At 60.7% G+C, this 13371-nt stretch carries 13 protein-coding genes; 7 read left to right on the forward strand and 6 right to left on the reverse strand.

What is annotated here, in order from left to right; genetic code table 11:
- Positions 1–98: 98 nt before the first annotated feature.
- Positions 99–917 (reverse strand): SDR family NAD(P)-dependent oxidoreductase, encoded by an 819-nt coding sequence (locus tag OKW27_RS18965; protein WP_429334409.1) that lies wholly within the window; start codon positions 915–917, stop codon positions 99–101.
- Between the two features lie 157 nt (positions 918–1074).
- The gene (locus OKW27_RS18970; RefSeq protein WP_429334410.1) at positions 1075–2214 is read right to left on the reverse strand and encodes a phosphotransferase; all 1140 of its coding nucleotides are present in this window, start codon (positions 2212–2214) and stop codon (positions 1075–1077) included.
- Here OKW27_RS18970 and OKW27_RS18975 point away from each other — a divergent pair.
- From OKW27_RS18975 to OKW27_RS19000, 6 genes are all read left to right on the forward strand, one after another.
- Entirely contained in the window at positions 2197–2679 is a 483-nt protein-coding gene (locus tag OKW27_RS18975) for a MarR family winged helix-turn-helix transcriptional regulator (protein ID WP_429334411.1), read from the forward strand. The genes OKW27_RS18970 and OKW27_RS18975 overlap by 18 nt on opposite strands.
- 292 nt (positions 2680–2971) lie before the next feature.
- On the forward strand, positions 2972–4216 hold the full coding sequence (locus tag OKW27_RS18980; RefSeq protein WP_429334412.1) for an acyl-CoA reductase: 1245 nt from the start codon (positions 2972–2974) through the stop codon (positions 4214–4216).
- On the forward strand, positions 4216–5601 hold the full coding sequence (locus OKW27_RS18985) for a hypothetical protein (protein WP_429334413.1): 1386 nt from the start codon (positions 4216–4218) through the stop codon (positions 5599–5601). Before OKW27_RS18980 ends, OKW27_RS18985 begins: the two co-directional genes overlap by 1 nt.
- 36 nt (positions 5602–5637) lie before the next feature.
- Positions 5638–6489, forward strand: a complete 852-nt coding sequence (locus OKW27_RS18990) for an oxidoreductase (protein WP_429334414.1) — start codon at positions 5638–5640, stop codon at positions 6487–6489.
- Between the two features lie 29 nt (positions 6490–6518).
- A complete protein-coding gene (locus OKW27_RS18995; RefSeq protein WP_429334415.1) occupies positions 6519–7883 on the forward strand; it encodes a hypothetical protein in 1365 nt (454 codons plus the stop codon).
- 113 nt (positions 7884–7996) lie between these two features.
- Positions 7997–8695, forward strand: coding sequence for a TetR/AcrR family transcriptional regulator (locus tag OKW27_RS19000; protein WP_260321262.1), 699 nt, complete (start codon positions 7997–7999; stop codon positions 8693–8695).
- A 33-nt stretch (positions 8696–8728) separates the two neighbouring features.
- Here OKW27_RS19000 and OKW27_RS19005 read toward each other — a convergent pair whose 3' ends face one another.
- Positions 8729–9193, reverse strand: coding sequence for a PaaI family thioesterase (locus OKW27_RS19005; RefSeq protein ID WP_429334416.1), 465 nt, complete (start codon positions 9191–9193; stop codon positions 8729–8731).
- Positions 9194–9301: 108 nt separating this feature from the next.
- On the opposite strand from OKW27_RS19005, the gene OKW27_RS19010 reads away from it, so the two are divergent.
- Positions 9302–10453 (forward strand): NADH:flavin oxidoreductase, encoded by a 1152-nt coding sequence (locus OKW27_RS19010; RefSeq protein ID WP_429334417.1) that lies wholly within the window; start codon positions 9302–9304, stop codon positions 10451–10453.
- Between the two features lie 61 nt (positions 10454–10514).
- Here the strand turns inward: OKW27_RS19010 and OKW27_RS19015 are convergent, their stop codons facing one another.
- The 3 genes from OKW27_RS19015 to OKW27_RS19025 all read right to left on the reverse strand — a co-directional run bounded on the left by OKW27_RS19015 (position 10515) and on the right by OKW27_RS19025 (position 13340).
- On the reverse strand, positions 10515–11210 hold the full coding sequence (locus tag OKW27_RS19015) for an SDR family NAD(P)-dependent oxidoreductase (protein WP_429334632.1): 696 nt from the start codon (positions 11208–11210) through the stop codon (positions 10515–10517).
- Between the two features lie 63 nt (positions 11211–11273).
- Positions 11274–12068, reverse strand: coding sequence for an enoyl-CoA hydratase/isomerase family protein (locus OKW27_RS19020; RefSeq protein WP_429334418.1), 795 nt, complete (start codon positions 12066–12068; stop codon positions 11274–11276).
- A 75-nt stretch (positions 12069–12143) separates the two neighbouring features.
- Positions 12144–13340 carry an amidohydrolase family protein gene (locus OKW27_RS19025; RefSeq protein ID WP_184050312.1) on the reverse strand — a complete coding sequence of 399 codons (1197 nt, stop codon included), beginning with the start codon at positions 13338–13340 and terminating at the stop codon, positions 12144–12146.
- Between the last annotated feature and the right edge of the window lie 31 nt (positions 13341–13371).

Raw genomic sequence — 13371 nt, forward strand, 5'->3', positions numbered from 1 at the left:
GTCAAAATCGGCCCCGCTAAGTTACCAGAAAATTTGGCCAGGAAAGCACAGCGGAAAGTGACGCTTTGCTGCCCGACGTACCCCGCCCGATACGGTGGCTATTGCTGGACCAGATCGTACGCCGCAAGCGCCGCAATCTGCGTCACGCCACCGTCCACGGGTAAGCACGTACCGGTAATGAATCGCGATTCGTCGCTGGCGAGAAACAGCGCGGCGGCCGCGACGTCCCATGCATCTCCCTCCAATGGGAGGGGCGCGATCTTGCGGCGACGTTCGCGAGCCTTATCGTCAAGCATGCTTTCCACCATTGGCGTAAAAATATGCCCCGGAGCAATCGCGTTGGCACGAACCTGATCGCGGCCGTACATCACCGCGAGTTCACGCGTAAAGCCGACCATTCCCGCCTTTGACGAGCCATACGCGGCCGACCCGTGGCTGCGGATGCCTGCGACCGAACCGATGTTGACGATGGCCCCGCCCCCGCGCGCCACGATCTTCGGCACCGCACTTCGGCTCATCAAGAACGCACTTTTCAGATTGACGTCGATCACACGGTCCCAGGACGCTTCGTCGACGTCCTGCAATCGCCCCGGCGCGCCTGAGATACCGACGTTGTTGATGAGAATGTCCAGACCTCCATACCGCTGAACGGTCTCTTCGACAATGCGCGCACAGACAGCGCCGTCCGTGATATCGCCGGTCGATACGAACGCTCTGCCGCCCGCTTCCGTGATCAGCGCGAGCGTTTCCGCCGCCCGCTCGTACTGCTGATCGACGAGACAGACGGACGCGCCCTCCGTCGCAAAAAGACAGGCAATGGCCTTGCCCGTGCCAAAACCCCGACCGAGCGATCCTGCGCCGGTCACGATCGCGATCTTGCCGCTCAAACGTTGATGAAAGATTTTCGGAACAGGCATGCTGTAATCGGTCGATGAAAGTCGATTGTCATCTTGAACGTTCGCGCGAGCAGCTGCACGTTCACGTTCAAGCCATAACTCGCCAGCAGGCTGCCGATGGTCGAGCTTAGTCTCGCGAAGCCAATAATGCAACATATGGTTGCATTATTGGCCTGGATCATGTCGATTCGCGCACCGTGCCGTGATCCAACAATGCCGCGCCAAAGCGTGCCGCATACGCGGTGTTCACTGCTTCGGTCTGGAAGCGGGTTTCGTTAATCGCAAAGATGAAGTATCCATACGCGAGATCGCGTCGATAGTCGTTCCACGCTTCGTCGAAATCGGGCGCCTCGACCCCGCCAATCGCCAGCTGCGAAAGATAGTGTTCGAGCAGCGACCGCTCCCATGAGCGACGGTCCTCGATATCGAGTGCGCACCCTATGTGATAGGCAACCTCGAGGCTCCAAGGTGCCCGACTGACCTGGGCATCGAAAAAACCTGGCGTCCCGTCAGCTTCGACGTACAGATTTCCCAGATGCGTATCGCCGTGAATAAGGCATACCGGTTTGCTCTTATGTTCGCGCGCAATGCGCGCGAGAGATGCCATCATCCAGTCCCGATCGTGCAGATACCGGCTTACTGCCGCTCCTCTCGGCAGCGATATGTAGTGGGCCCAGACGTCCGGTTCGAGGTATCGGTTCTGGTATTCCAGCGACCAGTCCGAAAAGCGCTCTCCCACCCATTCGAGCCGACCGCCCTTGTCGAACTCCCGGCTGTTCCATGTTTGCGCGTGATAGCGCGCCATCGCACTCAACCGTAGGGCGACTTGTTCGTAGCCCTGCGATTGCTGGGCACGGCAAATCTGAACGTTACGCTCGCTCAGGTCTTCCATCACTACGACCGATTGCCAGGCGTCAGGATCCGTGCCTGCAAAAAAGCATCTAGGCGCGTTCATGTTGATGAACGGTAGAACGTCGCGATAAAACCGCATTTCGTTGCGGTACATGTCTCTCATCGAAGGACTGTGATCCTCGAAACCGCCCTTGACGATCATGCGCGCCGGCAGCGCCATTGCCCGTCCCGCCTCGTTGTACTCGAGTACGACGCGTACCTTGGTCGACGTACCCGGCAATACCTCCACGTGCCGGCACGAAGTTACTTCGGCGCCGGGAAAGCGGAACGCGATCGCGGAGCTTAGCCACTTTGCGGTCACTTCCTCAACAGCGACAGGCAACGCCATGTCACTTACCACACCAGATTCCGACAAGGTTCCTCCCGAAGATTGCAAACAAAAAGACGCATGCGCATCGTCGCGCATACCTGCTCCCCGTCGCAACATGGGGAAAACCACACCTCGCCTATCGTTGCATATTTTGAATGCCGTGCATATAGTTGCTTGCAAATGCAGCTACTTTTTTGGCAGGAAATCGACGCAAAGCTCGCTGCGAGCGAGCTTTCAGCAATACAGTGGGGAATCCTGAAAGCACTGTACGACGGACGTGCTCGCACACCTACCGCCTTGTGCCGGATGCTACTCGCTGACAGCAGCATCATGACCCGCAAGCTCGATTCGCTTGAAAAAAGAGGATTGATCGAACGAATTCGCAGCACTTCCGACCGACGCTGTGTCGAGCTCACACTGACTGCGAACGGCCGCCAGTTGTTTCGCGGAACCCCGCCGCACATCGTCGATGCAAGCAATCGGCAGCTTCGCGGCTTCACGGTCGAAGAAGTCCGAACCGTCAAACATTTACCCGATCGGATGATCGTCAATCTGAGCTGACTAGCGATAGCAAGCTCGGAATGGACCAGCGTCTGCGCCCCAGGTCAACGCGTATCGATATTTGAAAGGAGCTTTTATGGAGCACCCCGAAACAACGGAAAGGCAACGCGGGAACCCGGCGCAGGAGCCCAGCCTCGTGCCGCTGCCGGTTCCTCACGTATACCGCGGTCGCACTGTCACCGGAAGCGCCATCAGGCACGTGTCGCGTGATCTTGGCCAAGGTTTCTGCACGCCCAGGATCGACCTTGACGACCTCGTGTGGCCGCGAGCTGAGTCAGGCCCCGCCTTCGATATGCCGATTGCGAAGGTTATCGACTTTCTTGTCGAGCTGGGGCCGCGTTTGCATCTGGACGTCAATCCGCTGATGCAGGCCGCGCTCGAGTCAATGATCAAAGTGAGTCCGCTCGGGCGACGGATTCTTGAAAACTGTTATCGCGACATTCCCAACCTTTTCGCACGCGAGGTGATCGAGGACGAGTTGCGCGTAAGTCTTGGCGACGCGCGCCTCGTCGACGGTTGGGTGGCACGCACGCTGCGCGGGCGCCCGAGTCGTCTGCGCGCGTTTCCTCCGCGCCTCGTACATGTGCTCGCAGGCAATTCGCCGATGGTGGCAGCCATGACGGTCATGCGCGCGGCGCTGACGAAAGGCGTCCACCTGCTCAAGCTGCCTTCGAACGATCTTTTCACGGCCACTGCAATTCTGCGCACGATGGCCGACATCGACCCGGATCATCCGGTCACCCAGTCGTTTTCGGCTGCGTATTGGCGCGGTGGAGACGAAAATGTCGAGTCGATTCTTTATCGTCCGCAGTACTTCGACAAGATTGTCGTATGGGGCGGCGACAGCGCGGTTCGGCACGTGATGCGCTACGCTGGCCCCGGGCTCGAGCTGGTCGCGTTCGATCCGAAGGTATCCATCTCGCTGGTCGGCCGTGAAGCCTTTGCCTCCGACGAGGTGCTGCGCGACGTCGCGCGTGCCGGCGCGGCCGATGTGCTGTCGTTCAACCAGGACGCGTGCAATGCGAGCCGGTATCAATTCATCGAAGGCGACGAAGACGACGCCGACCGCTATGCCGAGCAACTGGCGCTGGCACTCGGCCAGGACTTTCGCTATGGCGACGGCCAGGGCCCGCTGGTGCCCAGCGACATTCGCGAAGCGGTTGATGTGCTGCGGGAGATGGAGCCGCTCTACCGGGTGTTCGGCGGATACGACGGCAAGGGGCTCGTCATTCGCTCGGAAGAAATGGTCGATTTTCATCCCATCTGCAAGACCGTCAACGTCGTTCCCGTGGCAAGCCTGCGCGACGGTGCGCGCTATGCGACCGTCGCCACGCAAACGGTCGGCATCTATCCGCCGCACCGGGTCACAGAGGTGCGCGACGCGCTCGCGTGCGCTGGCGTGCAACGCATCGTGGCGCTGGGCGAGTCTATTTCAGATGGGGTTGGCGGCTATCCGCACGACGGCATGTTCCCGATCCATCGATTCATGAAATGGGTCTCGGAGGAATCGGGCCCGAATCCGGAGGAGACGCAATAATGCAAGCCCTTGCCACGCTGCTTCAACTCACGGATCTTCAAGACCCCTTCCGCAACGCGCCGGAAAGCCTCCATGCCGCGCAACTGCAAGCCGTGCGCGAGCGCTTCGCGCAGCGCCGGCAGCAGATTCGCATTCTCGACAAGCGAGCCAGCGAGGCCGGAGTGACGGAAGTGAAGAGCATGAGCGACGCCGTGCCATTGCTTTTTGCCGACTCCGTCTACAAGAGCTATCCCGATTCGTTCATCGAGCAGGGAAAATGGCGCCACCTCACGGCGTGGCTTCAAACGCTCACAACCCGCAAGATCGACGGACTCGACTACGGCACGATCGCCGATCTCGACGACTGGATCCATGCCCTGCGTCGAAACGGCCACTATGTGATGAGTTCGAGCGGGACCTCGGGCAAGCAGTCCTTCATTTACCAGAGCGAAGCCGACCGCGAACTCGGCTGGCGCCTTCTCTCCCAAGGCATTCGCTGGGCGGCGAGCGGCATGCGCGATCCGTCGCGTCGCTATCCCGTGTTCCTTCTGACGCCCTCCTCCGGCTCTTACACCGGAACCGAGCGCATGGCGAAATTCGCCGAATCGATTGCGACGCCGGGCGACCTTCATTACATGTCGAATGTGCCGCAAAGCGCCGCGCACACCACGCGCATGGCGCGCATGCGGCGGGCCATCGCGGACGGCACCGTGCTCCCGAGTGAAATCGAAGCCTTCCAGAACGAAAGTCGAGAACGCAGCGAACGCGTACAAGCCGATTTCCGGCAGTTCATCGACCAACTGCTCGAACGGCGTCACGAGCCCATGTTCATCATGGGCATGATGGGCATGCTTTATCAGATCGTCGCCACGGCGCGCCAGCGTGGCATTCCCGACGCCGACTTTCACCCCGACACGATCATTAGTATCGGCGGCGGCAAGAAAGGTGCGAACCTGCCAGAAGATTTCCAGCAACAGTGCGAGCGCTTCTTCAACTTCAACGCGACCAACTTCAACGACGGCTACGGCATGGGCGAAGTATCGGGCTTTTGCCCGTGGTTTCACGAAGCGAAGGCGTGGACGGTCCCGCCCTGGCTCGTCCCGCTGGTGCTCGACTCGACCGGCGAACAACTGCTCAATCCTGCGGACGGGAAAGGCATCGTCGAGGGACGGCTCGCTATGATCGACCTGCTCGCGGATGGGCGCTGGGGCGGCGTGATCAGCGGCGACAAGGTCACCGTGGAGTTCGGTCACGGCATCGACGGCGTACGCACGCCCATCATTCGCGACGTGGTGCGCTACAAGGATTTGCCCGGCGGCGACGACAAGCTGTCCTGCGCGGGAACGATCGACGCCTACGTCCGCGGAGAGATCGCCGACATGACCGAGGCCCGGACCGCCAACTAAATCGATGTTTGCTACTCATCTGAAGGCCAATCGACAATGACTGAAACACATGCAAGCCCAGCCGTGTGGTTCATTACCGGCGTTTCGTCCGGCTTCGGCCGTTCGCTTGCGCAGGCGGTCCTCGCCCGTGGCGACAAAGTGGTCGGGACCGTTCGGAATGACGCACAGATCACGCCGTTCGAAAATCTCGCACCCGGACGCGCGCACGGTGTGCTGCTTGACGTGACCGACGCAGCAGCGGCGCCTCGCGCCGTCGCGCAGGCCATCGAGCGCGCGGGACCGATCGACGTACTCGTCAACAATGCGGGCTACGGTCTGTTCGGCGCATTTGAAGAGGTCTCCGACGCGGAAGCACGTCAGCTGTTCGATACCAACGTGTTTGGAACGGTCAACGTGATACGCGCCGTACTGCCTCATTTTCGCGAGCGCGGCCGCGGTCATATCGTGAACTTCTCGTCGGTCGCCGGCGTGATCGGCATTGCGGGCTGCAGTTTCTATTGCGCTTCGAAGCATGCGATCGAAGGGCTTTCGGAATCGCTCGCTCGTGAGCTGAGCCCGTTCGGGATTCGTGTGACCGTGGTCGAGCCGGGCGGCTTCCGCACCAATTTCGCGGGCGGATCGCTGAAGTGGAGCGAGGTCGAATCACCCGTCTATACGGAGACCGTGGGCAAGATGCGTCGTTACATGAGCAGCTACCACGGCACGCAAACGGGCGATCCGGCCAAGGCTGCCGACGCCATCGTGCGCGCGGTTTCCGCAGACGTCCCACCGCTGCGGCTACCGCTAGGTCCGGACGCCGTCGACCTCGTTCGGAAGAAACTTTCGTCCGTGCAACACAACCTCGAAGCCTGGCTCGACGTGTCGAGTTCCACCGACTTCGACCACTGACGCCTGGCAACTCAAGCCCTGGAGACGACATGTCCGCTTTGGACCCGTTCTATGCAATGCTGCGCGGTGAAAGCGACCCGTTTCGCAAGCACCCCGAGAACCTTCGCGAGCTTCAGCTCGCTGCCATGAAAGAGCGCTTCGCCGAGCGCCGCGAACAGATCAGGCTACTGCGTCGCAGAGCGGAAGATGTCGGCGTCAACGAGGTGACCCGCCATGAAGATATGGTGCCCCTGCTGTTCGCGCATCAGATCTACAAGAGCTACCCCGAGTCATTCATCGACAACGGCCGCTGGAAGCATCTTTCGGCATGGCTGCAAACGCTATCGAGCAAACGGGTAGCCGAAGTCGATCTGGACGGCTTGGACAACGTCGACGCATGGATGGACCGTCTGCGCACAGCGGGACACCATGTTTTCAGTTCGAGCGGCACATCCGGCAAGTGCAGCTTCATCAGTCAGACGCAAGCCGATCTCGACAATGTCACCGAGTCGTGCGTGAAGCTGGGCGTCTACGGCAACGCAATGATCCGAAGAGATTTCGGCAAGCGCCCGGCTTTCCTCATGATGCCGCCTGCCGGCGCGCATCGCCATATCGAACCGGTACTGAACGCAGCGCAACGGCTCGGCGCGGAAACCACGCTGATGTTCGACGAACCGGTGCTCGCATCCGCAACGATTTCGATGGGCCGCATGCGCCGCGCAATCGCCGACGGCTCCGCGAAACCGAGCGAGGTCGCGGCGTTTCAGGAGCAGGCGGTGGCGCGCCAGCGTCATACCGGCAAGATGATCGACCGGTTTCTCGACAAGCTAACCGCGCAGCGCGAAGTTCCGGTGCTCGTCCAGGGCAACTGGTCGTTGCACTGGACGCTCGTCGAGCGCGCCCGTCAGCGCGGCAGCGCCGATGGCATCTGCCATCCGGATACGGTAATCACCACCGGTGGCGGCTTGAAGGGCACCTCGGCACCCGCCGACTATCGGGAGCAAATCATCCGCTTCTACGGTATTCGTGCCGAGAACGTCCAGAACAGTTATGGCATGTCCGAGATGATCGGGACCGGCCCCTGGTCGGAAGTTGCGCAGGGCTATGCAATCTGCCCGTGGATCGTCCCGTTCGTCCTCGACAAGGCGGGAGTGCAACTGCTGAATCCTGCGGATGGACTGGGCGTCGTTGAGGGGCGCTTCGCGTTTTTCGATCTGCTGGCCGAAGGATACTGGGGTGGTTTCATCACTGGCGACAAGGTCGTGGTCGACTTTTCACCGGCGGGGAACACCGACGGCCTGCAGGGGCCGCTGGTCCGTCAAGTCGGCCGCTATGCCGATCTCGAGGAAGGCGAAGACAAGCTCTCGTGCGCAGGCACGATGGAGTCGTATGTACGTGGCATGATCAACGTTTGAGCCCTGCTGCGCTCGGTCCGAGCCCCAGGGGCGCCATTACTGGCGCCCCCCTGGGCTCATGAGTATACTGATGTCCTGATTCCGACATCCAACACTCCCCGATGTACAAACCTATGTCAGTTCAGGCTCCCAACGGAGCCTCGCGGCTCGCTGCGGCGGACAAACCTCGAACGGCTGGCCGGCCCACCCACGACGATGCAGTTCAGTTGCGCGAGCGGCTGCTCGACGCCGCCAAATCCGTGTTCATCAGAGAAGGTTTCGGCGCCGCCAGGGTCGAGGAAATCGCATCGCTGGCTGGCGTCAGCAAAACAACCGTGTATCGCCAGTTCGGCACGAAGGAAGAGCTTTTTCGCTCCATCGTCTGGCGCGGGATGGCCGATCTGCGGGGCAAGATCTCGGAGCACCTGGAACCGGGCCGCGATTTTTCGACGAACATGGCATCCCTTATCGATGCTCTCGTCGAACACATGGCAATACCGGACAGCATGCACACTTCACGCATGGTCATTGGCGAGGCGATTCGCTTTCCCGATGTCGCAAAGCAGTTTCTGCAGTTCGTGGTGACGATGCTGGAGCCGCTAACCGGCGTTCTGGAAGCCGCCGCGCTCAGCGGCGTAATCGCCATCGACGATCCCTCGAACGCGGCGCGCGATCTTCTCACACTGGTCACAGGCGCGCCCGAAGTGCACCTCGCGGTTCAGACCACTCGTTCCGAACGGAAACGCCGGGCTGAGCGGATTCATCGCCTTCTGTTGACCGCGTGGAGGTACCGTGCGGCACTGGATAAGGTTCGAGCCCGGTCAATGCCGTAACGTTCGTGCGGCCATCCAGGTCTCGCCGACGCACTAGCTGTCAATTTCACCCATCACCTGGAATTGCCCCGACGCCTGGGCGATGCATTTCGCATTCGCCCAGATCCGGCAGTCGGAGAAAATCACCCGCTTTCCCGAACGTAGAACGTCGACGTGTGCTTCCACCCAGTCGCCCGGCTCCGCGTTCCCCATGAAATTGACCGTCAAGCCCGTCGTCAACACCCTGACGGCTGGTTGACGCGAATACTTGCTCGCCCACGTGATGGCGGTGTCTGCCAGCATGCAAACAGCGCCCCCGTGCATCATCTGGCCAAGGTTGCGATGCGCTTCGCGAACGTACATGCCGACGACGTGTCCGCGTTCGCTCTTGCGAAAGTAGGTAGGTCCGAACATCCGATGGAAGGGACCGAACTCCGGCATCAATGCAAAGCTTTCCGGGATGAGCTTTGCGCCGCTCTCTTCGAGCGCGTCTACCGCCAATGAGTCTGCTTGCTCCAATGCAATCCTCCTGTTCAACGCCGCCTGCGAGACGGCGCCAATATTGCTTTTTCATCGATAGAACATAGCGTATCATTATCCGCACACAAGTCAAATATGTGAATGCCCATGGATACCGCTTCGCTCTTTTCACCCCTCACCGTGCGCGGGGTCACGCTTGCCAACCGTATCGTCATGTCACCCATGACTCGCGGCTTTTCGCCGAACGGATTGCCCGGTAGTGACGTCGCCGCCTACTACAAGCGGCGTGCGCAGGGCGAGACAGGCCTGATCATCACAGAAGGCGTCGGCGTCGATCACCCGGCGGCGCTCGGCGAAGCCGGACTCGGGGAAAATTCGATTCCCATGCTCGCCGGAGAGGAATCAGTTGCCGCGTGGCGACGCGTGACGGACGAAGTTCACGCTAGCGGCGGAATCATCTTTCCTCAGTTGTGGCATATGGGACCCATGAAAGAGGCGAATACGGGCCCCTTCCCAGCCGCTTCGCCACTGCGCCCATCGGGACTGTGGGGACCGGAAGGACGAACGACATCGCTCAACGCAGGTTACATGGAGCGCGTCATGCCGCCAACGCGCCCGATGACCGATGCCGAGATCGCGGACGTGATTGCAGCCTATGGTCGAAGCGCGCGCTATGCGACGGCCGCCGGCTTCGACGGCATCGCGATTCACGGAGCTCACGGCTATCTGATCGACGCTTTTTTGTGGGCGGAAACCAATCAACGCACGGATCGATGGGGCAAGGATCTCACGGCCCGCAGCCGCTTTGCCGCCGAAGTTGTCCGCGCAATCCGCGAAGCGATTGGCGCGACGATGCCGATCACGTTCCGCTTCTCCCAGTGGAAGCAGCAGGATTTCCGCGCGCGTCTCGCCAACGACCCGCACGAACTCGAGCACATTCTCGCGCCGCTCGCGGATGCTGGCGTCGACATCTTCGAGGCGAGCACCCGCTATTTCAACCGGGCGGAATTCGCGGGCTCAGAGATGAATCTCGCCGGTTGGGTGAAGAAGGTAACCGGCAAGCTTTCGATGACCGTTGGTGGGATCGGCATTAACAAGGGCTACTACGATTCAATGGCCGGGGCCGCGACAGCGGCGCAGCCCGACCTCACTGCCCTGCTCGATCGTTTCTCACGCGGCGAGTTCGATCTTGTTGGCGTGGGACGCTCGCTTCTACATGATCCGAACTGGGCGCGGCGCGTACGGCTTGGCGAGCCGTTCCTCGGGTTCAGCAACGACTCGCTCGCACACCTCACCTGAAACGCGATTTGCAGTTGGCGCCTTGACTCGGGCACCAACTGCTATTTCCGGTTCGGGATCTTTACGTACGCCCGGTGACAGGAATCAACGCACCGGTCACCCCCGACGCGGCGCCAGACGCGAGAAAGAGAATCACCTCGGCAATTTCTTCAGGCCGTACCCAGCGGGAAAAGTCAGCGTCGGGCATATCCTTGCGGTTCTGTGGGGTATCGATGATGCCTGGCAAGATAGCGTTGACGGTAATGGAACGGCCTTTGAGTTCTTCGGCCAGCGCCTCGGTCAAACGCATCACCCCTGACTTCGAGGCCGCATACGCTCCCATGCCCGCGCCCGCCTTCACCGCAGCGCCGGCTCCAATATTGATGATGCGTCCGCCCTCCGCGCTGCCGGCAATATGGTCGAGTGCCGCTTTCGACGCAGTCGCCGCCGTGCGCACGTTCGTCCGGTACATCAGATCCCAGGTGTCGAGACTGCCGTCCGCCAGCGTTTCCCAGCGAAAGCCTCCCGCTACATTGACGATCGCATCGAGCCTGCCAAGCTGCTCGACGACCGCGGAGAGCGCTGAGCGCGCCGCATCGAGATCAGTCAGCTCGACGCCTCCTCGCCACCAGAAAGCGTGCAGTTGCTCCGCGCTCGCCTTCTCCGGCTCGAGCGCCTTGTCGATCAGCGCGACCTTCCAGCCGTTCTCGGCAAACACGCGACCAACCGTGCGCCCAAGCGTGCCGAATCCACCCGTTATCGCCACTACCCGTTGCATGTGCATCTCTCCCTCGCCGCGCCCAGCGCCGCCTGTATCGCTGGCGCCGGACACTGTAAAAGCTCAACGTCCCTTGAACACCGGCTCGCGTTTCTCGCGAAACGCGTTGACCGCCTCTTGATGGTCTTCCGTCAGGTTCGACAGCGCCTCGTATGCAATCGACGCGTCGAGAATGGCATGCGCAAGTTGCTTCAGGCCGATGTTGATCGACGCCTTGGTCCACTGGATGGCGCGCGAAGCGCCGTTTGCGAGACGCTTCGCCATCGCGTCGACCACGGCATCCAGCTGGTCGGCCGGTACGGCATGATTGATGAGACCCAGTCGTGCCGCCTCTTCCGCGGTGACGAGATCCCCCGTCAACAGGTATTCCTTGGCCTTCGCATAGCCCACGAGCTGCGGCCAGATCACCGCGCCGCCATCGCCCGCCACGAAGCCGACTTTCACGTGCGGATCGCCAATCTTTGCATGATTGGCCGCGTAGCTCAGATCCGAGAACAGCGCGATCGTCGCGCCGAGACCAATTGCATGACCGTTGATCTTGGCGATGACCGGCTTCGGACAATCCAGCATCGAGAAGACAATTTTCTTTGCACGCTGCATGCCTTCGAGGAACAGCGTGGGGTTGTCGATGACCTGCTGCATATGCTCGATATCGCCGCCCGCGCTAAAAGCCCGCCCTGCGCCCGTCAACACCACGACATGGGTCTCAACGTCCTCGGCGACATCCAGAAAAAGCCGTGACATCTCAATGTCCATTTGCTCGTCGAACGCGTTCAACGTTTCCGGGCGGTTGAGCGTAACGGTCAAGACGCCGCCTTCGCGTTCGAGCAATAGCGCCTGATAGTCCGAAATATTCATGGCTAACCTGTTCATAATGAAGAAATCGCGCGGGACCGACAGACCGTCTGCCGCCGTCGACCGGTGCAAGGCCGATCACACGTGCAGCGGAATGAACCGGCGGCCGTTGTCGTACATGATCTTGCGCGTATCTTCTTCCGAGAGCTCATTGCATGCTTCCGACGCGAAGTCCTTCGGTTCGGGCACGCCTTCCGCGTGCGGATAGTCGGAGCCCATCAACAGGAAGTCCGACGATCCCGTTTGAGCGATGATCTGGGCGATGTCGTCCTCCGGATACGCGACCACGAAGACATTTTCCTTGAAGATCTGGCTCGGGCGTTTCTTCAGCTGACCGCACGGCCAGTAGCCATTCTTCGCCATCCCCCGGCACTTGTCCATTTTGACGAGCAGCGAAGGCACCCATTCGGCACCGTTTTCGGCGCTGCACAGCTTGACCCGCGGGAAACGCTCGAAGAAGTTGTAGAAGATGAACGACGACAGCGTTTCCATGACCGGCCGCTCGCCGTAACCGTGCATCCAGACAAAGGCGGTCTGACGCTGGCGCGACTGCTGCACGGGCTCGCCCCACACCGCCATATGATCCTTCATGTAGATCGCTTCCGACACATGGAAGGTGACGCGCACGCCCGCTTCGTTGAGGACCGACCAGAACGGATCGAAGTACGGATCGGCAGGTGCACGGCCATTGAACGGCCCCATCGGCATCAGGATCACCCGCACACCGTTCGCAACCAGCCACCTGGCCTCGGCGACAGCCGCATCGAGATCGTCGAGCGTGACGACCGGCGTCGTGTAGATGCGGTCTTTGTAGTTGAAGCCCCAGTCGTCGAGCATCCACTGGTTATACGCATGCAACACCGCATTTGCCGCAACGGGCTCGTTGAGGTAGGAAATACACGCGACCATTTCGCCGATGTACATCGTGCAGGCTTCAACACCGAAATCGTCCATCTTCTTCAGGCGCGCGTCGCGGTTGAACATGTCCGGCGTCGGCGACACCCGCATATCGACGTTATCCTTGCCATCCTTCATCGCGCGCAGCCATTCATGCAGCTTGCCCGGCGGCGGAACGTGCCCCTCGGCCGATGTGTAGCCCTCGCTGATTTCCACCTTCCGGTCGCCCACATACATGCAGCGGTTGCCGTCTGCCGTGACACGGCTGGTAAACGACCAGTCCTTCCTGAACTTCTCGGGCAAATGACGGTTGAACGCGTCCTCGACTTCGTAGAAGTGCGTGTCGGCGTCGTAGATCTTCCCTTGATACGTTTGCATGGTCTCGCTCCTGATTGTGGGGAGCGCTTCA

It is taken from the genome of Paraburkholderia sp. 35.1 (assembly GCF_050436525.1).
Classification (GTDB): Bacteria; Pseudomonadota; Gammaproteobacteria; order Burkholderiales; family Burkholderiaceae; genus Paraburkholderia; species Paraburkholderia tuberum.

Coding starts and splice junctions, on each gene's coding strand:
- OKW27_RS18965 (WP_429334409.1), bottom strand. CDS start 917: ATGCCTGTTCCGAAAATCTTTCATCAACGTTTGAGCGGCAAGATCGCG.
- OKW27_RS18975 (WP_429334411.1), top strand. CDS start 2,197: ATGCGCATCGTCGCGCATACCTGCTCCCCGTCGCAACATGGGGAAAAC.
- OKW27_RS18970 (WP_429334410.1), bottom strand. CDS start 2,214: ATGCGCGACGATGCGCATGCGTCTTTTTGTTTGCAATCTTCGGGAGGA.
- OKW27_RS18980 (WP_429334412.1), top strand. CDS start 2,972: ATGCCGATTGCGAAGGTTATCGACTTTCTTGTCGAGCTGGGGCCGCGT.
- OKW27_RS18985 (WP_429334413.1), top strand. CDS start 4,216: ATGCAAGCCCTTGCCACGCTGCTTCAACTCACGGATCTTCAAGACCCC.
- OKW27_RS18990 (WP_429334414.1), top strand. CDS start 5,638: ATGACTGAAACACATGCAAGCCCAGCCGTGTGGTTCATTACCGGCGTT.
- OKW27_RS18995 (WP_429334415.1), top strand. CDS start 6,519: ATGTCCGCTTTGGACCCGTTCTATGCAATGCTGCGCGGTGAAAGCGAC.
- OKW27_RS19000 (WP_260321262.1), top strand. CDS start 7,997: ATGTCAGTTCAGGCTCCCAACGGAGCCTCGCGGCTCGCTGCGGCGGAC.
- OKW27_RS19010 (WP_429334417.1), top strand. CDS start 9,302: ATGGATACCGCTTCGCTCTTTTCACCCCTCACCGTGCGCGGGGTCACG.
- OKW27_RS19015 (WP_429334632.1), bottom strand. CDS start 11,210: ATGCAACGGGTAGTGGCGATAACGGGTGGATTCGGCACGCTTGGGCGC.
- OKW27_RS19020 (WP_429334418.1), bottom strand. CDS start 12,068: ATGAATATTTCGGACTATCAGGCGCTATTGCTCGAACGCGAAGGCGGC.
- OKW27_RS19025 (WP_184050312.1), bottom strand. CDS start 13,340: ATGCAAACGTATCAAGGGAAGATCTACGACGCCGACACGCACTTCTAC.